The organism is uncultured Candidatus Kuenenia sp. (assembly GCF_900696675.1).
GTDB lineage: Bacteria > Planctomycetota > Brocadiia > Brocadiales > Brocadiaceae > Kuenenia > Kuenenia stuttgartiensis_A.
In genome coordinates this window covers 1-21585 of record NZ_CAADGZ010000061.1, presented here as the reverse complement: position 1 = coordinate 21585, position 21585 = coordinate 1, and the positions used below count along the sequence as shown (strand labels likewise).

Below are 21585 nucleotides of genomic sequence, written 5' to 3'. Positions count from 1 at the left end.
GATCGTTTTTTTCTCATGCGATTTTATATCACATTTTTAGACGCTAAAACAAGCTGAAAACTCCCTCTAATTGCGGGTCGCAAGACTTTTTTCGCTCATTTTTACCCACTCAGTAGGGAGAAGACCCTTATTATTTTTTAAAACCGCCAGTATTTTTTGCGGCACATCTGCATATCCACCTTCGATTGAACTCCCCGTGCCATGTATAAAAAGGAGCGCTTTCTTTTTATCTTTCATTACGTCTTTAATACCGCCCCAATCCGAAACCGGATCGGCAGTTGTAAGGCCTTCAATAAAACCTAAATTGTGTTCTATTCGTTTAAAACCTTCCTTAATTTTTCTCCCTTCGTATTCACGCAGCATATTGTTGATAGCCGCCGAACTGCCTTCTTGTATCCAATCTGTCGCAAATTTAAAGACGTGAACAACCTTGCTCCATAAACCCCTTGTGGTTCTGTCCTGCACTTTAAACGGAACACTAAAGAGACTAATATGCCTGCCGTCATCGGATACCAAATCCCTGTTACTCACACAATCGTTGTTTTTAAAGTGCCAGGACCAAACGCCATCTTCATAAGACAGAAGAACTGCCTCTTCACCAGGATTGCATCTTATAGCAAGCGGAATGGGTTTTACCATTTCTTCAACACCAAAAGCACGCTGCTCATTCGGACAAAATTCAAAGACTTTTTCAATTTTAAAATCCTTGCTGTCTTCCAGAAAATCCAAACAATCCGGATTATAAGCACTTCCCAGTGCATCGCGACGTCCGCTCTGCGCTTCTTTAGCATTTGCTATCCCGGTCAGGTCCTTTATCGTTCCTACAAATTCAGACGTAGAAGGCAGGATAATATATCTTTAGAAATGGCATATTTTGAGTGTTTTGTAGAAATGTTTATACGTTTTACAGTTTTATAGGATTCGGGAGTAGAGACAGGTTTGAAACCTGTCTCTACCATGTAGTGCGACGAACCTCGTCGCACTACAAATGACAATTTCCAGTTTCAAAAGACTAAAGTGTGAAAAACCTTTGTAAAGCCTGCGACTGTCGCTTCTCCGCCAATTTTTGTTCCGTGTTTACGAATCTTGCTGCAATGGGTGCGCAAGTCATCGATATGGTTTTCGAGATGCTGCGCCTCCGTCTTTGACTGGATGAAATAGTCATTGAATCGCACCAATTCCGATCCTTGGACGTCTGCGGAGATAGCAAACCTAAAGTTAGTCAAGACGGCTGAAGCGCGCTTAATGAGTAACAGACTTTTTTGCAACTCATCCACCATAAGGCGCAAGTCGCTCCGAACTTCAGGATGCTTGGCTTCGATATAGTCTTTTCCGCTTTTGACTGCCTCGGCAATCGTCTTAACGCTGTCGATTCCTTCTGTAACGAGTTTCAGTGCGTCGATCATGTCCTTGAGCATTGTGTATTAACCTCACTACGTAGTTTGTAAGAAACCAGAATGCGCCTCTTCTGACGTAACGCTCCGGATGTACGGCATCGGCCATAAAAGTATCAGGAAACATGGTGCGTTGTCCCCGGTGTCCGCACCAGACGGTTGTTAACTCATTTGTCTGTTCACTGAGAGTGGCGATTGCACTCGCCATTTATTTGTAAATGTCTTCGGGGAGCCACATGGCCAACTCCCATGACATTTGGTTAACCATTCTGTATCCGAATCAGGAGAGTTCTCCTTCAGGCTTCTTGCTAGTGCCAGATACTCAGCAACTCTGACTGCTTGTTCGCGCACCTTTACTTCCCATTTCAGATTTTCAAGAAAAGCGGAGTGCTCTTTTCGGAGTGACGTCTTGAGTCTTTCGCTGATTCAGAGTGATGGAAGGTATTGAAGCACTCCGAAGAGGATCACTCTCAAACTAATTTCTGGCAACCCAAGTGTGAATGCCATTTTTTCTTCTGCTAACAATAATTATACAGTCTGTATAAAACGGCAAACACGAACTGCCTCAGTATGTCTAAAAAGTTGCCGCGTATTTTTTTTTGACGTATTGTAACTTATTTTTATCATGTTATTGCTGCATTTCAGCTAATCGCTCATTACGAATTATACAGACTGTATACTCTGGCCTGTAAACCATCGACCTGACTTCGAATTCCGATATATCCTTTCATGATAAGCTGGAAGGGAATCAGGAATTCCTTTCTTAAAAAATAATCCACCCTATATAACCCGGCGATTATATTAAAAATACTATCTTTGTAAATACCCTATTCTGGGTGTATACAAATGGGTGTATGCTTTTGGAAATTCTGATATCTCCCCCGGAATATCCTGAATTTCTTTTTTATTTAAGCAAGATTCCTGCGGCAATCAAGAACTCCATATAGTAAACAAGAAGGGATATACATTATATATTAGTGGTTTAATTCCTTCTAATCGTTTATGAATTTCACTCCATCTCTAAAATATCCTCCTTTCCTGAATCCACACTCCCAATTCTCAATTAGGATATTTTACCTTATTCCAGCCAACCTTTCGAGAAACGGATACATTCTACTCTTGGCATCTGTTTGCTGGCAAAGCCGGTAACAGAGGTCAAGGGTCTGGTTATGAAGAACCCTGCATTATTACAAATTGATCATTGTGAAAATTTGCTAATGTAAGAATATCGGGAGAGAGATACCTACTTTCTATCACAAAACCTATATTTACAAATATATCGACAACAATCACTTTTTCTAAATTTCAGAAAGCTTATTCAATTGAGCTGAATCAAGTATTATAAAAAAATACTTGACTTACACTTGTCATTGCCTTAACCTTACGCCATTTCAAAAAAGCAATTTCCTATCATTTATTCATTATCAATTTATCATTCATTGTCGTAGGTGATGAATCTTTGCAGACGACAATGAAATGTACAAAAGGATTTTCTTGTCTCGAAAGGAAAAGACTCTATGGAACAGGGAAAAATTGATTTAAAAAAAGAACAGCAGTCGTCCTTGACTCGGACGCGGTATAAGTATTCATTGGCGGCGAAATGTTTTTTTGTCACGATGGATTGGATTACAGGGAAAAAAGTGACTCTGGCAAAAACAAAGCTCATTGAAATTCTGGCAAGCATTCCTTACCGGGCATGGGAAGTTCGCCAATATGGGCGGTTGACGTGCTTCTTTCGAAAAAAAGAAGTTGTGGAAGAAGCCCTGAAAATTATGGCATGGGGGCGGGAAGCCCAGGACAATGAATATTGGCATTTGCGTGTTATTCATGAAAAAATGAAAGAAGACGGCGTTAAAGAACCGTGGTATTTCTTTCCACTGATACCCTTCGTGATGGTCATTTCCTATGTGTTGATTACGCGGTTCATGGCGTTGGTAAATATCCGCCGGGCATTTCTTTTTAACGCAGAGTTTGAAGACCACGCCGAACATGTTTATGCTCAGTTTGTCGCAGAGAATCCTCAATGGGAGGATCAGCCTGTTCATAATGAGCTGGTTAAACAATATGGGGATCTTAACACTTGGGCGGATGTGTTCCGGCGCATCGGTTTGGATGAACGCGATCACATGAATGATAGTTTCGTTTTTTGCGGCAAACGTGAGTGTATTGTCAAGTACGACGGAATGCCTGTTAGAGTGTATGAATGAATATGAGGTCACACCTTAATTAGTGATTTAATCTTTGTTATTCTCTTATTAATTTTATCATCTTTCGGAATCCTTGATCTCATAATAGTTACTTGCCGACTTATTGATGAATAATCAATACTAAACAAGTTACCAATTTCCTGGTTATCATACCAACCTATGTTCCATAAAAGATAGATTAATAAATCACGATTTAGTTTATTTTGAATCACTTATCCATGTGCATGCTTTTAGAAATATTGGGTTTATTGGTTTTGGGTAGCAAGTGATAATGATTATCCATAAGAACGTAGGCGTAAACCACAACTTCAACCTCAAACCTGTCCGACATATTTCCTAAAGTTTACAGAAACAAAACGTGATCACCATTATTCCGAAAAATATCTCTTCGCTCATTGCCGCGCGATAAGTTGTGATAATAAACGCCTTTAAATTCTGTACGTCATTGTCTTGTCATCAAAGACAAGGTTGCAGACACTATCTTTTATTGTCAAGTATTTAATCACTAATCAAGGTTTGATCCTCATTTCCTCGTCTGCTCTAATTTCTCTTTCCCTTGATGTTCAGTAGGGCTGATAAACTAAAAAAACTTGTAATTTTCTTTAGTTTTCGCTAAACTGACCCCCCAAATAGAAAAAAATAATTTCCTATCATCTGATGCAAACTAAGGAGGCTGAATATGTCAGACCAGAGACCCACCGATGAATTACGCGAGGAACATGCGCATGTACTCAAGAAATTAGACGCACTGGAAAGAATCGTTACTCACCCTGACAAACGGCCGGAAACGACTGCAGAACTGAGAACGCTGGCCACCTTTTTCCAGACGGAATTCTGGGTACATTTTACCAAGGAGGAAGAGGCTTTATTCCCGGAAATGGGCAAGTACACCCTCGTAGGTAAGGGACCTCTTGGCATCATGCTGCGCGAGCATGTTGAGCTTCGTGCAAGTAATGAACTTTGGCAGGCGGCGGTTGCCGGTTATCTGTCCAACACTGATGGCTCTGAGTTTATTGCGCCGATGAAAGGGAATGCTACTCACTTTGCCTGGATGCTGCGTGACCACATCAACAAAGAAGACAACTCGCTGTTTGTCATGGCCGAGCAATGGCTAAAACCAATCGAAAAACAGAATGTCGCCCGACTATTCATTGAAATTGAGGCTAAAGAAAGTGCGGCTGTGAAACAGACATAATGTGTTTTAAGAATACTTCAACCTCCCGACAGTAGTCATTGGTCATTTGGTTACACGACAGACAGTAATATCTACCGAAAGCAAAACATGCTCTGCGCGTTCTTCTATACATAATCAATAGTTCCTTAATATCGGCTTCTGAAATTCCATATTTGCCTTTTATACGCGGATGGGTGAGTACTTCTGCAATTTCTTCCAGTATCGGTTCTGAAATAACCACGTGGAGTGTGTCTTCTTCAAAACAACTTTCTTAATCTGGCGGGAATCCGTAAGGGTTTAATAGAGAGGAAATCCAGATATTGGTGTCAATAACAACCTTAATGGACACTTTTCTTTTGTCTCACTTCTTTTATGGAGTGGGCAATATCAGATTCAATTTCATTATGAGTATATCGTGCAGATTTTTCATGTATTTTCTCGATAATGCAACGAAAACGTCTCTGCCAGTCATCAAGAGAAATAATTTTTATCGTTACCTTTTCATGCTATTTTACTGCAACATCTTGAAACGGTTATGCATTTTGAAAAACGAGCATTAAAAACAAAAAGTTGATGGATAATAGTACGGAACGGAATGAGTATACCGGAAAAAATACTTTTTATAGAAGACCTATAGGATAGCGTATCTTCTATGGATTCGGAGGTGCCTGTTCCAGAGAGCCACAGGGAGGAATTAGACGCCCGGCTGTCAAAAGATTATTCTCCCGAAGATTTGTTAAGTATCGAGGAATTACAAAATCGTATTGAGAAGAGGAAATGATATATTCTTTGTTGTTTCTTTCTGAATTAAAAGAAAATTCCGTAAATGGCTATTTTTGGTATGAGGAGAAATGAATAGGGCTTGGTGAAGATTTTCTTCGCGTTTTTTATGCCCTTTCGGAAGAAATCAGACGAAATCCGTTAGTCTATAAGACAGTATATAAAGATTTCAGACGTTGTTTACTTAAACGTTTTCCTTATGCGATTTATTATAGAGTCGATAAAGCGGAAATTATTGTATAGGGTTTATCCTCCTTTCTGGCAAGATGCTCAATATTATACCTGTTTCATATATTTTGATGCCATACACGTTCCGCATGCAGTGTGGCTGGAAATTTGGCGGGGAAGCAAGGCTAAAAATATTGCCCGGCATTTAAGCATAAAAAGCGATAAATAAACGGCACGATCAGCTTTGCGTATTCTCCGTCTTTTCCATTCTTATGGCGAACATGAGAATGGCGGGAATGATGAAGATGGTAAAAATTGTCGAAAATGCCAGCCCTCCAAGCATTACACTCCCCAATCCCCTGTATAATTCGGAACCAGGACCAGGCGCGATGACTAGGGGAAGCATGCCGAATATACTGGTAAATGCGCTCATAAATATCGGCCTTAACCTTGTCCTCGTTGACTCAATTACGGCGTCATGATGGTTCATCCCCTGGAATCGAACATTATTCAGTGCCTGATATACAATGAGAATAGCGTTATTAACAACAACACCGATAAGAATTACAAAGCCGAGCATGGTCAAAATGTCAAAAGGCTGCAAGGCAATACATATATTGACCAATCTTAGCCCGATAAAACCTCCTGCAGCGGCAAGAGGAATGGTAAACATGATAATTAAGGGGTAGATAAAATTCCCGAACAAGGCGGACATTAATAAATACGTAATAACAACTGCAAGGGCAAAATTCCATTGCAGCGCTTTTCTTGTTGTGGTGAGTTTATCCGCGGCACCAGACAATCTTATGGTTACCCCCTGAAGCATGTCCTGTTCTTTTAGTGTTTGCAAAACCGTCCCGTCAATGATCTCCATTGCTTCCTGCAGGGGGATCGTTTCGGGAGGGGTCACCTGGAGTGTTATTGTACGATCCCTTTCCAGGTGCCGGATTTGAGTAATGCCGGTTGTTCGCTGAAGCTGAGAGAGGGAATATACCGGTACTACAGATCTATTGGGAAGAGAAATAAGTGAGTTATATAATATTTCAGGCGTATGAATAGTTTCATCAGACGCCTTAACGATAAGGTCGATTTTTTTTTGCCCTTCTTGTTTATAATATCCGATCTTCCTTCCATCCATTAGTATGTCAAGGGCAATGCCAAGTTCATAAGTATTCATCCCCGCAGCCATGAGGCGATCTCTTGATGGCACTATTTTTAACTCTGGAAAAAGGATCTCTAGTGAGGGTATCGGCCTGATCTGGGCGTCAGGAAGTTCTTTCTTTATCATTCCGAACATGGTTCCTGACACTTGTACAATTTGATGAATATCGCTGCCGCTAATATCCACTTCGATGGTACGCCCTTCCCCAATACCTGTTTCAAAAATGCCTGCCTGCATGCTTACTCCGTACATCCCGGGAATGGATTGGATTGTTTGCATAAACAAAGGCACCAGTTCTCCGGCGCGTTCTTCATGCATGCATTTTGCGCCAAAAACCATCCTTGTGTCCGCCCCGATATAAAACACATCACTTATTCCTGGGAATCCGTTATGATCTTTCTGCATGTAAGGACCAAGCTGATTGGCTATGTGCCTGCCAATGTCCATTCTTTCTTTGTAAGAGAGGCCTGGAGGAGGTACGAGTATGCTCATAACAAGATTCCTGTTTCCCTGTGGAAGATACTCCATCTTTGGCAATAAGAGTATTGTCGCAATAAAGGAAAACGCGGTAAGAATTAAAATAGTTGCTATTCTGGTTTTCCCCTCTTTAATTGCGAATGCCACTAAAGCCATGATTATTTTCTGAAAAAATGCACCTGCTTTCAGAAGCACACCAGGCCCGGCGAATGATTTTGTTTTTACTTTTAACCTTCGGAACAGTTGTTCCGAAAACATGGGGATCACAAAAACAGAAACGAAGAAACTTAATCCTACGGCGCATGTTACCGCAATTGCAATATCTCTGAAGAGCTGGCCAGCTTCTTCCTGTACAAACACTATGGGAAGAAATACCGCAATTGTTGTGAGCGTAGAGGCGAGTATTGCTCCCCATACTTCTTTCGCACCTTCATATGCGGCAAGAAAAGCGGTCTTCCCCGATTTTCTGTGACGATCAATATTTTCCAGCACCACGATAGCGTTATCTACAAGCATCCCAACCGCAAAAGAAATTCCGGCAAGGCTTATAACATTAAGATTTCTTCCAAATGCCTTCAGGAACAAAAACGTGCCAAAAATGCTTATGGGAATAGAAGTGGCGATTATTACGGTGGAAGAAACATTTCTCAGGAAAAGCAGCAATACTGCTATTGCAAGAAAGCCACCAATAAGGATATTATTTTTCACAAGCCGGATTGCCCCGTTAATATAAGACCTCTGATCGTATACCCATTTCAGATAAACCTTTTCTTCGGCAAGTTTTTCTTTATTCAACCAATCCACTACTTCATAAATGGTATTAGTAAGTTCAAGTACGTTTACGCCCGATTCCGGTTTTACGCCAATAGCAATGGCTTCTTCGCCATTATGGAGCATTACATTGCTTAGTTTTTCATAACCAAAACTGACTTTTGCCAAATCCGAAAGTACGATTCGCTGCTGGCCATCGGATTTTATTATTATATTTTCAATTTCTTTCGCCGAATTAAATTCCCCAATCGTTCTTATCCGGTAATCCCTTCTTTCAATGCCCATAATACCTGAAGAGATATTCACGTTTTCCGCTTTTAAGAGAGAAACAAGTTCCGTTATTGTTACACCGTATGCAGCCATTTTTTGGGGATTGATAATGATATGCATCTCTTTGTCAGTCCCGCCATGAATCGCAAGATCGGCAACCCCTTTTACCCGGTCAAGATATTGTCTGACCTCGTCTTCAAAATATGTCCTGTAGGAATAAATCGAGCGGGGATTGTCTTCCGTTGCATGCAAAATAATCCATATAACGGGTGATGCCGCACTCCCCGTGGGATTGATTATTGGTTTATCAACATTTTCAGGATATTCAGGCACTTCGTTGAGTTTGTTGGAGACCCGCAACAATGCATCGTCAATTCTAGTTTCAATTGTGAATTTTAGTGTAATTGAACCCATTCCGTCAAACGACTCGCTCTCCATTTCTACAAGTCCGGGTATGCCTTTTAAAACCTTTTCCTGTTCTTCGATTATTTCACGTTCAATGTTGTATGGAGTAGCTCCCACCCACGTAGTAGTAACCGTAATTTCGGGTTCGGTAATGGTGGGACTTAACTGGTATGTCATTGTGAGAAGGCTGATTACCCCGAAAAGCACAACAAAGATAATCCCAACGATAATAGTAACCGGTTTTTCAATGGAAAATCTGATGCTGTTCAAAAGATTATATCCCCTCTCTCTTTACATTTATTCTCTGGCCGTCACGAAGCCGTTCATTTCCCTTTATTACCACCTCTGTTCCTTCCATAAGGCCAACTCCTTCAATGCCAGCCTTTGTTTCACTGTAGTCCAGTACGCGAACCGGCGTCATATATGCTTGTGAGTCCTTTACCGCAAAAACCACCGTGTTTCCGAAAAAGTTGATTATTGCATCCCTGTCCACCAGAAGAGATTTCGTTTCTTCTCCGGAGGGTAAAGATACTACAGCCTCCATACCGGACATAAGCGTTTCAGCGTCTGTTATTCTTATTCTTACAGGGAACGTTCTTGTTGACACATCGCCGTGGGGAATCACGACAAATATTTTCCCATGGAATATTTTTTCGTTAATTTTGACAACGGCATCCATATTTTGTTTTATTAACAGACATATTTTCTCAGGAACGTTAAGAACTACTTCAACCACATCGGTTTGCGCAATGGTTGCGATAACAGTACCTGGCGTAAGCCATTCGCCAACCTGCACATATTTTTTTAATATTACTCCATTAAAGGGAGACCGTATGTTTTTCTTTTGAAGTTCGATTGAGAGCGACTCCAACTCCGCTTTTATTGAATCAGATTTTTTTTCAAAATTAATCAATTTAAATATAATTTCGTCATACATCTGTTGAGAAACGACTTCTTCGTGATACAGTTTTTCAACCCTTTGTTTGTTTAATAATGCCAGATCGATGTCGGATAAAACCTGATCCCTTAACGCCTTTTTCGATTTAATTTCTTTTCTCAGCAAATCCGAATTCGTTTTTACAAGCAACTCTCCCTTCTTTACCCTAAAACCTTCTTCAAGGTTTACATAGTCTGCCTTGCCATTTACTTCAGCCGCAACATCCGATATATAGGGATAATTTACCGTTCCTATAAATTCAGTCTTTGGAGTCATTATACCGGTGGTGATTTCTGAAACAACGACAAGCGGCGGTGGACTCTGTTTTTCGCTTTGTCCGAAAAGCGATGAAATAATTGAGAGTAGCACAAAAGGCACGATAAGAAAATAACACGTCCGCATAAACATAAGGTATCCTTAAAAAAATAAATTTAAGTTTTGGCAAAATATCTAACGGCGAAATCCGATTTCGTATTTGAAAATTAATACTCAATGTGAAGGAATAAAGGTAAATGAGCAACAATTTGAGAATTGAACATTAACAGATATAATACCTCAAAAAATTATTTCATTGTCCCTGACGCGAAAATATCGACAAATTCCTTTATAATCGCATCTGAATCATCAATTCTGTATTTTTTCCACATGAGAAATTCCTTTGCATCAAAATAGGAGAATAACATCCCAAGGAAGGCACGTGCTGCAGTTTCAGCATTAAACTCCCGAAGAACCCCTTTCTTTTGCATCGTTGTGAAATAGGAAGCCAGCGTTTTAAAAATTTCATCAATAAACGCATGATACATTTTTAGGATTTTTTGAGGATATCTTTGAATTTCAATATGCATTATTTTTATAATATCTTTTCTCACAGCAAGCGTATCGAGGAATCTTTCCGCAATAACAGTCAATGCTTCCGTATAATGCATTTCAGCAACCTCCGGCAGAAGTCCCTGCAAAGCCGGAAGAAACGAATAGGTATTTAAAACTTCTTCAAAAAGTTTTTCTTTTGATATAAAATGTCTGAAAATCGTTACCTCTGCAGTGCCCGCCTCTTTTGCGATTTCTCTCGTAGTTGTGCCAAGATAGCCTTTTTTTGAAAAAAGCTTCAATCCCGTTTCCAGAATCTTTTTCCTCGCCGAGTGTGCTTCTTCCTGATGACCGGACATGATATATAACGAATACTGTAGTTTATTCAAAATAAAATTGATTTGCAATTGTTAGCATACGCTTACATTAGCATTATAATTTGAATATATTGTTTTTCAACATTTAAAACAGATACATAGGTTTCTCATTACTTTTTTGCATGAACAATTGTTTTGATTGATAACGACCCTTTGAACGATTACAATCATGGCTTATTGCCGATAACGTACATGCACAATACTTCATTTACTGTATAATTTAATCTCTTGAAAAAACAAAAACGCTCATTTCCATGCCAGAGTTTTAAAACAAGGGCGATTGCTAAAAACTGTGCCCCGCTGACGTGGTTGTAGAAGGTGAAATTGAGGGGTAGGAATGCAGAATGACTGCTGCACAGCATGATTTTGCTTTGATGGTTTTTCAAAAAAACGAAAGTGTTACGATTTATTAAATTCCTCTCTTTATAACAACGGTAACAATGTTTGAACGGCTTCATTACATCGACGTTTCCATTATCCTTGCCTATCTTTTCTTCACTTTTCTGATTGGTGTGTATTTTTCACGCCGTGCATCAAAAAACATGGACGAGTTTTTTGTTTCGGGGCGATGTTTGCCGTGGTGGATTGTAGGCACTTCTATGGTTGCCACAACGTTTGCGGCTGATACGCCCCTTGCTGTTTCCGGTCTTGTTGCAAAAGGTGGTATCTGGAAGAACTGGATTTGGTGGAATTGGGGAGTAGGCGGTATTTTTGCCGTATTTCTCTTTGCACGTCTCTGGAACAGGGCTGGCATTACCACAGATGCAGAGCTGGTTGAGCTGCGTTACGACGGCATGGCTGCCGCATGTCTCCGGATTTACCGTGCAGTATGGTTTGGCCTTTTCCAGAATGTACTGATAATTGCATGGGTTATGAAGGCAATGTCCAAGATCATTGTCACCATCATGGGGTGGGACCAGACTACTATAATACTTGGGCTGAATGCCGAGGTATTTGCCGTTTTGGTGCTTTTCCTGATTACGGTTGTTTACACGACAATGTCAGGGCTTTGGGGGGTCGTTGCTACTGATGTGGTACAGTTTATCATCGCAATGACAGGATCAATTTATCTTGCAGTTGCTTCAGTTATAAAACTTGGCGGAATGGCTGAAATACAACGCAAACTGGCAGAAGGGCATTTTGACGTAGATTCTGTCCTGAGAATCATTCCAAAGGTTACGCCGCTTAACCATACCACACCGTTTACGGAATTCCTGGCGCTTGTCTTAATCGTGTGGGTGGTTATGTACAATGTGGATGGGGGAGGTTATATTGCGCAACGACTGTTTGCCGCAAAAAATGAACGGCATTCCATGTTTGCTTATTTATGGTTTAACACTGCCATGATATGCCTGCGTCCCTGGCCATGGATTATTGTCGGACTCTGCGGCATGGCATATTTTGGGAAGATTGATGACGTGGAAACATACTATCCGCTTATGATGAAAGAGACGCTGCCTGTAGGGATGTTCGGTGTTATGATCGCTGCATTTTTCGCGGCGTTTATGTCAACTATCGACACGCAGTTAAACTGGGGCGCCTCTATCATCGTTAATGATTGTTATAAACGTTTTTTTAGAAAAACATCAGGCGATAAAGAATATGTGCTGATAGCAAGAATCGTTATTGTATGCCTTGCCTTTCTTGGCACCTTTTTTTCATTTGCGGTGAAGGATATTTCTCAGGTATGGATTATTGTATTTTCTGTTACAGCGGGGATTGGTTCTGTTTATATATTGCGCTGGTATTGGTGGCGGGTAAATGCATGGTCGGAAATTTCGGCGTTTTCCCTTGCGCTTGCCGGCACATTTGTCTTTAAAGGCATTCCGTTTTCAAATCGACTCTCTTTTTTAAAAGATACCCTCTGGGGTAAAGGATTGTCCGGTTTTTATCCGGAACAACCACTGTTTCAGTTTCCCTATTCAATTGCAGTATCAATGGTTGTTATTATTCCCGCCTGGATAGCAATTACATTCATTACCCGTCCGGTATCCCAAAACCATCTAATCGCCTTTTACAAAAAGGTGTATCCCGGAGGACCTGGTTGGAAGTCAATTGCACAAAAAGTCCCCGGCTATGAAGATCAAGGGATTAAACCGGTAACTTTCCTTCATATTCTATTAGGAATTATCGTGGTAAATTGCATCCTGATAGGAACGGGAAAGGTTATATTGGGCGCTGAAGTATCGGGAATAATCTTATTGCTTGTTGCAATTTGTTCGGGAAGCGCATTGTTTTTTTTCCTGAAAAAACAAGAAAAACGCTTGCGATAAACTGCGAATTGAATCATTGCCGCAAAACTCATTTTCAGAGCAGAAGTGCGCTGAAAAAACCAATCAACGCCCCAAATACCCCTCCCCAAACAACAAGCCAGCCCAGGTGACTGCGTATCATTTCCTCAACAATTTTCTTTACATGTTGCGGCGATAATTCATTGAGTCTCGCATTTACCATAGTATCAATCTTCGACCGAAAGGAGTCGAAATCAGTTTCTTTCTGCAATACCGAAGCTATGTCAATGTTTGTGATGATATCCGTCACCTGTTTTTCCATTTCGGCTTTAAATGGTTCTCTCAACGGTTCAAGGGCATTTTTTCCCCCAAACATATCCAGCATGCCGCCAAAGGTCGATTTTTTCACGGTGGAAACCAGCCCGGCAAATACTTTGTCAAAATCTATCTGATCCATTACCAGTTCCGGCTTTATGGTATGAGGAAGCGTTTCCTGTGTGACTTTGGCAAAGTTTTCTTCTGTGAAAAAATTCTCCATAATCAAGGAACGAATGCCTTCCTTAAATTGTTTAAACCTGAGCGTAATTATTCCTGAACCGTAAAAGCCCGGTATTTTTTCGAATAACATATGAATGGCTACCCAGTTTGTCAATGCGCCGGACAAGGCAAAGAGACTTGCATGCACTATCGCAGTCTTTCCAAAAAAAGATGGATAAAAATAAGAAACAAGAAAGACAATACCGGCTATAAGATTGGTAAGTAAACTTTTATTCACGAAAGATATCCTCACTGAAATTTCAAATAATAAGGCATAGATATAGTCAAACAAATAAGGTTTTAGAAAAATTTACCTCTCCCCCCTGCCGCCTCTTTTTAGATGAGAGAGAAGATGTCCCCTCAATCAAAAGGAAATTTAAGGGGACGTTTGATAGTATGCTTAGTCAAATAAATCTGTTTTTTTAGAAAGCCATTTTATCTCCAAATTTTTAAAACTATATTTGTTTGGCTATATAACAAACTTATTTAGTATGATTCATATTCCGAACTATTTGGAACGAATGTTTTTTTTCCTGAGTACGGAAAGACTCTTGCAAAAACGGCCTTGAGATATCTCCCTTCCGGAAATATGGAACTAAACGGATGATCCGGCGCAGCTCCTGTGATTTTAAATATTTGCAATATTACCCCGGCTTCCGCGGCTGAACGAGTAAGTATTGAAAGAAAATCTTTTTCTGAAATAAGACCGGAACAGGAACATGTCAACAATATCCCCCCTGGCCGAACCACTTGCATACCAAGTCTGTTAATATCTCCATACGTTCTCATGGCTCTTTTTATTTCTCCTGTACAACCGGCAAGCTTGGCGGGATCCAGTATTACCACGTCTGTTTGCGTACCACTGTGGTACATTTTTCTTAAAAAATCAAATACATCAATATGCACATACGAAATAGCTGCCGAATTTAACCGGGCGTTTTCTTTTGCGGTTTCTAATGCCTTTTCATCAAGGTCAACGCCTGTTGCATACCTTGCGCCTGCCAGCATTGCAGATATTCCAAACCCTCCGGTGTAACAAAAACAATCAAGCACCTCCTTGTCGCGACATAAAAGAGACAAGGCCAAACGGTTTTCCCTCTGGTCAAGAAAAAAACCTGTTTTGTGTCCCGATTTGAAATTTATCATCATACGCATATTATTTTCGCAGATTATCACCGAATCAGGGCACGGATAATTCCTTGACAGTTTAGAGAAATCCACCCCTTCTTTCTCCGCATTCCTGGCGTCGGGCCTTACCGCTACATTACAATCAGGATAAAGGGTTTTTAATGACGAAACTATCCAGTCCATAATTCCAATGTAGCCGGCGGAATAAGGTTCGACTACAATCACACGGGCAAATTTATCAATAATCAGGCCGGAAAGCCCGTCTGCCTCGCCATGAACGAGCCTGTAGCAATCCGACGTCTTATGTATCCCTAACACATCTTCACGCAATGCTTTGGCGTATTCAAATTTTTTTAATATAAATTCCTTGCACAAATGCTCTGTAACATTTTCGGTTAAAAGCCGAATACCGATATTGCTTTTCCGGTTATAAATACCCCTGCCGATAAACCCTCCTTCTTTGGATACCACTTCAACCAATGTCCCTGGTGGAACAGGTTTTTGCGGGTGACGAATCATGCGGTTGAAGATCCATGGGTGGAGGGAATTTCTTTTTGCTTTAAGTGATATAACAGGAAGTTTCATTTAACAGGGATGGCAGTCTTTAAAATTTGTTTAAAAAGTTGTTTGCGGCCAGCATTGGCAGCGTGTAATAATAATTCCTCACAAATATTGTTATTTACCAGACTCCGCCGGATTCCACAAGCCTTTTCGATTTTCCCTGGCGTCTGCAAATGCCTTCAGGAATTTCTTTTTATATTTAACATTGAGACGCTCAGCGGAAGGGCTTGCAAACCCTGCCTTAATAATTTCTTCATTGAGCATCCTTCCATCCTCAAGATATACGTATCCCAGATACTTGCCGTCCTTATCCAAAAACTGGACGTCAAACTCTATCGATACTTTATCATTTGGTTTTACCAGGCTTTTCGTAAACTCCAGGGTACGTTTGCCTATCAGCAGGATGTCGTTTACATCTTTTTCATATTTTTCGGCATTGTCCAGTACCGCACTGTTTAGCTTAGTGTCGGGCGTGGTTATTCCCACCAATTTAAACCGTTCTTCGTTGTTTTTATACCTTACCCTTAAAGTATCGCTATCGATCACGGATAACACAATTGCCTTGTCCCTTGCAAAAAGATGCGGTAAAAATACTATATTGAATAAGAGAAACAAAACAATAACTTTGAAAGATAGTTTCATTTTAAACACTGTGTGCCTCCTGTTTATAGAATAATGCGATTGTATGTTTTACTGTGGACATGGATAAGCCTCTTTTAACGCATCAACAACTAACACAACTGCCGGTTCATTCCATCTTTCCGGGTTTTCCTTTAAATATTTTGACACGGTTGATACTATTTCTCCTTGTGTGGGGTCTGAGGGGCTTGCGCAAAAGAATGCCCCATCACATGCATCATAGACGCCTCCGATAAAACCCAGATAAAGGCCTGTTTTTAACCAATCAACCTCTTTAATCCCAGACACTGCCTTATCATTCTCCTTCATATGATCCACAAGTTTGATCCCTGAAGTGAATGGTACGGCGTCTGCATTCACTGTGTAAAAAAACCCCGCACATATAATAACCATAACAAAAAAAATACACCTTCTCATTTTATCCGTCTCCCTTTTTTAATAATTTTAGTAATTCCACGACCCGTCTTTATTCCATCTTGGCGGCAATTCTTTTAAAATGCCCATTTTTTCTAGCAAAACTCCGGCTAATGAACGCCCTTTTTGAAGAAACTCTCCTGATTTCGCACATCGAGGTTCAGGAATATATCCTAATGATAGTGCTTCCCGTACCGTAATTAATCGTAATTTCCGAACATCTTTCACACAATTCGGGGCATAATATTCCTTGTCCTCATCATTAACATAAACATAGGTATTCCGGGGCATTGTCCTCGATACATTCACAGCTAATCCGGCAATAACTACTAAGAGGAAAAGACTACTGACCCCCATAAATAAAAAACGTTTTTTATCATACTTTATCATACATCGGAACCTCCCCCTTTGGGCTTCTTTATAGTAATTTATGTAAAATAACGAGTGATACTGACCCGCAACCAATTAAAACACAAGAAGGCTGGGTAGTATAAAACATATTTACTTCTCTCTCTATGTTTTTTCGCCGGTATTTCACACCTTCAATCAATTTTGTAAATATTTGTAAATAATTGTAACTATTTATGGCAATAATATCTTTATAATACTTTTGTAACGATAGAAAAATTATATGTAACACGGACAAATCGGAAATGAGAAACAGAGCAGTGTTTTATTCATAGTAAGGAAGGGTGATGCGATAGCGTACCCACCGTTGTTTGTATTTACAAATACATTCATTGTTTCAGGCTGCAAACCCATGAAGAAAATTTGCATGTGTTTCCTATGCCATTTATAGTATTATTTTGTAAAAATTCTATTTTTTTCAAAAAGCCAAACTGTTACAAAAATGCGAATTTGTTTGTTATTTGTTATTTGTAGTTTGTCGTTTATTATTGTATGTATAGTAAACAAGCAAATACCCTATTCATGATGCAGTATTCATTATATATACCATAGAACAGCATACTGTCAGGAGGTTACGAAATGGATGTTACCCAAATCTTTGGCACAAATGTCTTCAACGATGAGGTTATGAGGAAAAGGCTGCCAAAGGATACATATCAATTGCTTAAGAAAACAATTGATAAAGAAATTCCTTTGCCGCCGGAGGTTGCGGATGTTGTTGCAAGCGCTATGAAAGACTGGGCAATAGAGAGGGGCGCAACACATTATACCCACTGGTTTCAGCCTCTGACGGGAAGAACCGCCGAGAAGCATGATTCTTTCATCTCGCATACAACACAAGGCGGCGTAATTATGGAATTTTCCGGCAAGCAACTTATTAAAGGAGAACCGGACGCATCGAGTTTCCCAAGCGGTGGGTTGCGCGCTACCTTTGAGGCTCGTGGATATACCGCTTGGGACTGCACCTCTCCTGCATTTTTAAAGGAAGACGGGCTTGGCGGCGTCACCCTCTGTATTCCAACCGCTTTCTGTTCCTATACCGGTATGGCGCTTGACAAGAAAACGCCAATGCTTCGTTCCATGGCGGCTGTTTCAAAACAAGCGCTCCGCGTTTTACGGGCATTGGGGAATAAAACCGCAAATAAAGTTACCCCAACCGTCGGCGCTGAGCAGGAGTATTTCCTGGTAGATAAAAAATTCTTCGTGCAAAGATTAGATTTGATTGTAGCAGGAAGAACACTTTTTGGAGCTTCAGCTCCCAAAGGGCAGGAAATGGAAGACCATTACTTTGGTCAAATAAAGGATCGTATTGCTGAGTTTATGAAGGACCTTGATAAGGAGCTATGGAAACTTGGGGTCGCTTCTAAAACGAAACATAATGAAGTCGCCCCCTCTCAATTTGAAATGGCGCCGCTCTTTACCTCGGCAAATATTGCGGCAGATCAAAATCAACTTGTAATGGAGACACTGCAGAAGGTTGCCATAAGGCATAACCTTGTATGCCTTTTGCATGAGAAACCCTATGCCGGTTTAAGTGGTTCAGGAAAACATACAAACTGGTCATTGTGTACCGATGACGGCATGAATTTGCTTGACCCCGGAACCACACCCCATGAGAACGCTCAGTTTTTACTTTTTCTCAGTGCGCTGATAACGGCTGTTGACCGCCATGCGCACCTTTTGAGAAGATCAGCGGCAAATTCCGGCAATGACCACCGCCTTTGCGCGAATGAGGCGCCGCCTGCGATTATTTCTGTCTTTATGGGACAGGAGCTGACGGACATTTTAGAAGCAATCTCTAAGGGGAAAAAGGCGACTTCGAAAGGCCTCACATCGATTGAGATAGGTGTAGATACATTGCCGCCGCTTCCGTTGGATAATTCCGACAGAAACCGAACGTCTCCCTTTGCGTTTACCGGCAATAAATTTGAATTCCGTATGGTTGCGTCTTCCGCTTCCATTTCAGGGCCATGCGTTGTTTTAAATACCATTGTGGCGGAAGCGCTTGATGAAATTGCCACCCGGCTTGAAAAAGCAAAGGATATAAACAAAGAAACCACTTTTATTATACGCGATGCCGTGCAGGAACATGGAAGGATTATTTTTAACGGGAACAATTATTCGGAAGAATGGATAAAAGAAGCGGAGAAAAGAGGATTGCCAAATATTCGTTCCACCGCAGAAGCGCTGAAAACGTTTGCGGAAAAAAAGGCTGTTGATTTGTTTAAAAAATACAAGGTACTTTCAAAGGAAGAGTTGCATTCGCGGCGCGAGATTTATCTCGAACAGTATGCAAAACAGATTTGTATTGAGGCAAAAGCGGCGCTTGATATGGCAAGAAGTTTATATATTCCCGCAGTATTGACCTTTATTAAAGAACTTGCTGAATCAATAGAAAAACTGGAGACGATAAAAGGTTCTTCTGTTGTGCAAAGAGATTTGCTGGAAAAGGTATCCACCCTTCTGGAGACATCATACAAAAATGTTGAACAACTTGATACCGAACTGACAAAGACGTATGAAATTGCGGATAGCGAAAAACGGGCGGCTGCATGCCGTGATACAGTATTTGCTGCAATGAATAATTTGAGGCAAAACATCGACTCACTGGAAAAAATTGTCCCCCGAAAATTGTGGCCGGTTCCTACCTATGCAGACCTTTTATTTAATTTGTAAGTGTAATAGTTCACGTGGTATGGGAAACGTGTCGCCTTTTTTTTGTAATTTTTTCTTCGTATCCTTTGCGTTCAGTATTCTTTGTGCCCTTTGTGGTTAAGATCTTTTCAGTATCAAACACATCATTTAGTACAAATAAAGGGGATTTACATCTATGAGTAAGTTAATAAACAGTATAAAATCACTTCGACGCCATGGAACGAAAATCATTTTAACACTGTCGCTTGTGGTATCTTTTATTTTACCTGTATATGCGCAGGAGAATCTGTGGAAGGAGCTTCATGATAAAACTACCACACTTTTACAGGAGAAAAGATACGCAGATGCAATAAAGTCAGGGGAAGATGCATTAAAGATTGCAAAGGAAACATTCCCGCCCGACCATATCTCTATTGCAGCTTCAATGAACCTGCTTGGTATACTTTATAGAACATACACCATGTATGACGAAGCCGAACCTCTTTTCAACCAGGCGCTGGATATTTACAGGGAAAAAAATGGCGCAGACCACCTTACTGTCGCTTACGTCCTGCAGGAATTGGCGGAAATGTTTCTCCTTCAGGACAACTATGCTAAAGCAGAGCCGCTTTACAAACAATCTCTTGGCATATATGAGAATGCCTCCGGTCAGGACAATCCCGGCGTAGTCAACATCCTGAACAGATTGGGAGAAATTTACCAACACCAGGAAAAATATGCCGATGCAATACTTTTTTACAAAAGGGCATTGGCAATTGAAGTGGAAATCCTTGGCAACGACCACCCGGACGTTGCATCATCAATGAACAATCTTGCAACACTTTATTATCACAATGGAGAAAACACAAAAGCGGAGTCCCTTTATAAACAGGCTCTGGAAATATATGAAAATGAATACGGCTCAGATCATCCCTTAGTTGCAACCATACTGGAAAATATGGCAGTTTTTTACGAGGAAACCGGGAAAAAAGAGGCAGCAAAACAATTACATGACAGGGCAAAAAAGATTTATTCCAATTACCGGAAATGAAATGCAACACGAATAAGGAACAACTATGGCAGAACCTATTCACGACAAGATAAAACGATCCCTGCTGGCAGCCGAAGGCTTGTATCATCGCCTGGTGCTGTTGGTGGGCGAGACTGGTTCCGGCAAAACAAGCGTCCTTAGGGATATCGCAGATGATTTCGGCGCCTCCGTCATCAATATCAACCTGGCGCTCTCCAGCGAGCTGCTTGAGTTGACGGCCAGGCAGCGGTCACTGTGGCTGCCGGGAATCCTCGATCAAATCGTGGACAAAGCCCAATCACCGGTGGTACTGGATAATCTCGAAATCCTTTTCGACAAGGACCTCAAGCAGGACCCCTTGCGTTTGTTACAGGGCATCTCGAGAAACCGCACCGTGGTAGCTTCATGGAATGGAACATCTACCGGCGGGAGACTTTTATACGCCGAAACAGGCCATCCCGAATACCGCAGCTATGACTTGGTCGATGTGCTGATCGTGAACATGGATGGGACAGCCTCAGTAAATTCGGAAAAAAACAATAGGGAGGCAGGACAAGCATGAAATACGGAGACCTTATCCAATTCGACCCGATTGAGTCGGTCGTTCAGTTACGTGACGCGGACAAATCCAGTGCCGCGCACCACCTCGTGAACACCTACGTCATTTCAGAGGAGATGGCGGAACGGCTCACGCAGCTTGTAATCCCGCAGATGCAGTTCGACCAGCCGGTCGACAACAAAGGCCTGCTGGTCGTCGGTAACTACGGCACCGGTAAATCACACTTGATGTCGGTGGTTTCCAGTCTTACCGCAGATGCCTCCCTTGTGGAAGCGCTGAATCACCCCGGCGTCCGTGATGCAGCCTCTCAAATTGCCGGGCGCTTCAAGGTCATCCGTACCGAGATCGGCGCTACCACCATGTCCCTGCGCGACATCATGGTAGCCGAACTGGAAGAGCATATCGAGAAGCTTGGAGTGGAATACGTGTTCCCTGATGCGGGAACGATTACCAGCCATAAACGAGCATTCGAAGACATGATGGCGAAGTTCGGAGAGGTCTTCCCCGGGCACGGT

The 21585-nt window shown here is 41.3% G+C and carries 19 protein-coding genes; 8 read left to right on the top strand and 11 right to left on the bottom strand.

The window, feature by feature from the left end; genetic code table 11:
• Nucleotides 1-66: 66 nt before the first annotated feature.
• Both QZT26_RS10290 and QZT26_RS10285 read right to left on the bottom strand, forming a co-directional pair.
• Nucleotides 67-729 (bottom strand): hypothetical protein, encoded by a 663-nt coding sequence (locus QZT26_RS10290; protein WP_295101967.1) that lies wholly within the window; start codon nucleotides 727-729, stop codon nucleotides 67-69.
• A 275-nt stretch (nucleotides 730-1004) separates the two neighbouring features.
• Nucleotides 1005-1418, bottom strand: a complete 414-nt coding sequence (locus QZT26_RS10285) for a hypothetical protein (RefSeq protein WP_295101966.1) — start codon at nucleotides 1416-1418, stop codon at nucleotides 1005-1007.
• A 1493-nt stretch (nucleotides 1419-2911) separates the two neighbouring features.
• On the opposite strand from QZT26_RS10285, the gene QZT26_RS10280 reads away from it, so the two are divergent.
• Both QZT26_RS10280 and QZT26_RS10275 read left to right on the top strand, forming a co-directional pair.
• Nucleotides 2912-3601 carry a hypothetical protein gene (locus QZT26_RS10280; RefSeq protein WP_099323508.1) on the top strand — a complete coding sequence of 230 codons (690 nt, stop codon included), beginning with the start codon at nucleotides 2912-2914 and terminating at the stop codon, nucleotides 3599-3601.
• A gap of 679 nt (nucleotides 3602-4280) precedes the next feature.
• Nucleotides 4281-4796: a hemerythrin domain-containing protein gene (locus QZT26_RS10275; protein ID WP_099323509.1), complete on the top strand. Its 516-nt coding sequence runs from the start codon at nucleotides 4281-4283 to the stop codon at nucleotides 4794-4796.
• On the opposite strand, the gene QZT26_RS10270 is transcribed toward QZT26_RS10275, so the two are convergent.
• Nucleotides 4765-5016, bottom strand: coding sequence for a hypothetical protein (locus tag QZT26_RS10270; protein WP_295101963.1), 252 nt, complete (start codon nucleotides 5014-5016; stop codon nucleotides 4765-4767). The genes QZT26_RS10275 and QZT26_RS10270 overlap by 32 nt on opposite strands.
• A 411-nt stretch (nucleotides 5017-5427) precedes the next feature.
• Between QZT26_RS10270 and QZT26_RS10265 the strand changes: the two genes are divergently transcribed.
• A complete protein-coding gene (locus QZT26_RS10265; protein ID WP_261341073.1) occupies nucleotides 5428-5556 on the top strand; it encodes a hypothetical protein in 129 nt (42 codons plus the stop codon).
• Between the two features lie 405 nt (nucleotides 5557-5961).
• On the opposite strand, the gene QZT26_RS10260 is transcribed toward QZT26_RS10265, so the two are convergent.
• The 3 genes from QZT26_RS10260 to QZT26_RS10250 form a co-directional block, all read right to left on the bottom strand.
• On the bottom strand, nucleotides 5962-9078 hold the full coding sequence (locus QZT26_RS10260; RefSeq protein ID WP_295101961.1) for an efflux RND transporter permease subunit: 3117 nt from the start codon (nucleotides 9076-9078) through the stop codon (nucleotides 5962-5964).
• Nucleotides 9079-9082: 4 nt separating this feature from the next.
• The gene (locus QZT26_RS10255; RefSeq protein WP_295101959.1) at nucleotides 9083-10147 is read right to left on the bottom strand and encodes an efflux RND transporter periplasmic adaptor subunit; all 1065 of its coding nucleotides are present in this window, start codon (nucleotides 10145-10147) and stop codon (nucleotides 9083-9085) included.
• A gap of 161 nt (nucleotides 10148-10308) precedes the next feature.
• A complete protein-coding gene (locus QZT26_RS10250) occupies nucleotides 10309-10941 on the bottom strand; it encodes a TetR/AcrR family transcriptional regulator (protein ID WP_230405655.1) in 633 nt (210 codons plus the stop codon).
• 428 nt (nucleotides 10942-11369) lie between these two features.
• Between QZT26_RS10250 and QZT26_RS10245 the strand changes: the two genes are divergently transcribed.
• Entirely contained in the window at nucleotides 11370-13202 is a 1833-nt protein-coding gene (locus tag QZT26_RS10245; protein ID WP_295101957.1) for a sodium:solute symporter family protein, read from the top strand.
• 34 nt (nucleotides 13203-13236) lie between these two features.
• On the opposite strand, the gene QZT26_RS10240 is transcribed toward QZT26_RS10245, so the two are convergent.
• The 5 genes from QZT26_RS10240 to QZT26_RS10220 form a co-directional block, all read right to left on the bottom strand.
• On the bottom strand, nucleotides 13237-13935 hold the full coding sequence (locus QZT26_RS10240) for a DUF445 domain-containing protein (RefSeq protein WP_295101956.1): 699 nt from the start codon (nucleotides 13933-13935) through the stop codon (nucleotides 13237-13239).
• 248 nt (nucleotides 13936-14183) lie between these two features.
• Nucleotides 14184-15410, bottom strand: a complete 1227-nt coding sequence (locus tag QZT26_RS10235; protein ID WP_295101953.1) for a class I SAM-dependent rRNA methyltransferase — start codon at nucleotides 15408-15410, stop codon at nucleotides 14184-14186.
• 90 nt (nucleotides 15411-15500) lie between these two features.
• Nucleotides 15501-16028 carry a thermonuclease family protein gene (locus QZT26_RS10230; RefSeq protein WP_295101969.1) on the bottom strand — a complete coding sequence of 176 codons (528 nt, stop codon included), beginning with the start codon at nucleotides 16026-16028 and terminating at the stop codon, nucleotides 15501-15503.
• Between the two features lie 48 nt (nucleotides 16029-16076).
• Entirely contained in the window at nucleotides 16077-16442 is a 366-nt protein-coding gene (locus QZT26_RS10225) for a Rap1a/Tai family immunity protein (protein ID WP_295101951.1), read from the bottom strand.
• 27 nt (nucleotides 16443-16469) lie between these two features.
• Nucleotides 16470-16829 carry a hypothetical protein gene (locus QZT26_RS10220; protein ID WP_295101950.1) on the bottom strand — a complete coding sequence of 120 codons (360 nt, stop codon included), beginning with the start codon at nucleotides 16827-16829 and terminating at the stop codon, nucleotides 16470-16472.
• 597 nt (nucleotides 16830-17426) lie between these two features.
• Between QZT26_RS10220 and QZT26_RS10215 the strand changes: the two genes are divergently transcribed.
• From QZT26_RS10215 to QZT26_RS10200, 4 genes are all read left to right on the top strand, one after another.
• On the top strand, nucleotides 17427-19523 hold the full coding sequence (locus tag QZT26_RS10215) for a glutamine synthetase III (protein ID WP_295101949.1): 2097 nt from the start codon (nucleotides 17427-17429) through the stop codon (nucleotides 19521-19523).
• A gap of 154 nt (nucleotides 19524-19677) precedes the next feature.
• Nucleotides 19678-20532, top strand: coding sequence for a tetratricopeptide repeat protein (locus tag QZT26_RS10210; RefSeq protein WP_295101948.1), 855 nt, complete (start codon nucleotides 19678-19680; stop codon nucleotides 20530-20532).
• Nucleotides 20533-20557: 25 nt separating this feature from the next.
• On the top strand, nucleotides 20558-21073 hold the full coding sequence (brxF, locus tag QZT26_RS10205; protein ID WP_295101947.1) for a BREX-3 system P-loop-containing protein BrxF: 516 nt from the start codon (nucleotides 20558-20560) through the stop codon (nucleotides 21071-21073).
• A partial coding sequence (locus QZT26_RS10200; RefSeq protein ID WP_295101944.1) for a DUF6079 family protein occupies nucleotides 21070-21585 on the top strand: 516 nt, incomplete at its 3' end. The genes brxF and QZT26_RS10200, both read left to right, overlap by 4 nt.

What these genes read in the sequence shown, in the direction of transcription:
- QZT26_RS10265 (WP_261341073.1), top strand. Translation starts at nt 5,428, where the DNA reads ATGGATTCGGAGGTGCCTGTTCCAGAGAGCCACAGGGAGGAATTAGAC.
- QZT26_RS10235 (WP_295101953.1), bottom strand. Translation starts at nt 15,410, where the DNA reads ATGAAACTTCCTGTTATATCACTTAAAGCAAAAAGAAATTCCCTCCAC.
- QZT26_RS10280 (WP_099323508.1), top strand. Translation starts at nt 2,912, where the DNA reads ATGGAACAGGGAAAAATTGATTTAAAAAAAGAACAGCAGTCGTCCTTG.
- QZT26_RS10225 (WP_295101951.1), bottom strand. Translation starts at nt 16,442, where the DNA reads ATGAGAAGGTGTATTTTTTTTGTTATGGTTATTATATGTGCGGGGTTT.
- QZT26_RS10255 (WP_295101959.1), bottom strand. Translation starts at nt 10,147, where the DNA reads ATGCGGACGTGTTATTTTCTTATCGTGCCTTTTGTGCTACTCTCAATT.
- QZT26_RS10275 (WP_099323509.1), top strand. Translation starts at nt 4,281, where the DNA reads ATGTCAGACCAGAGACCCACCGATGAATTACGCGAGGAACATGCGCAT.
- QZT26_RS10245 (WP_295101957.1), top strand. Translation starts at nt 11,370, where the DNA reads ATGTTTGAACGGCTTCATTACATCGACGTTTCCATTATCCTTGCCTAT.
- QZT26_RS10285 (WP_295101966.1), bottom strand. Translation starts at nt 1,418, where the DNA reads ATGCTCAAGGACATGATCGACGCACTGAAACTCGTTACAGAAGGAATC.
- brxF (WP_295101947.1), top strand. Translation starts at nt 20,558, where the DNA reads ATGGCAGAACCTATTCACGACAAGATAAAACGATCCCTGCTGGCAGCC.
- QZT26_RS10215 (WP_295101949.1), top strand. Translation starts at nt 17,427, where the DNA reads ATGGATGTTACCCAAATCTTTGGCACAAATGTCTTCAACGATGAGGTT.
- QZT26_RS10220 (WP_295101950.1), bottom strand. Translation starts at nt 16,829, where the DNA reads ATGATAAAGTATGATAAAAAACGTTTTTTATTTATGGGGGTCAGTAGT.
- QZT26_RS10230 (WP_295101969.1), bottom strand. Translation starts at nt 16,028, where the DNA reads ATGAAACTATCTTTCAAAGTTATTGTTTTGTTTCTCTTATTCAATATA.
- QZT26_RS10210 (WP_295101948.1), top strand. Translation starts at nt 19,678, where the DNA reads ATGAGTAAGTTAATAAACAGTATAAAATCACTTCGACGCCATGGAACG.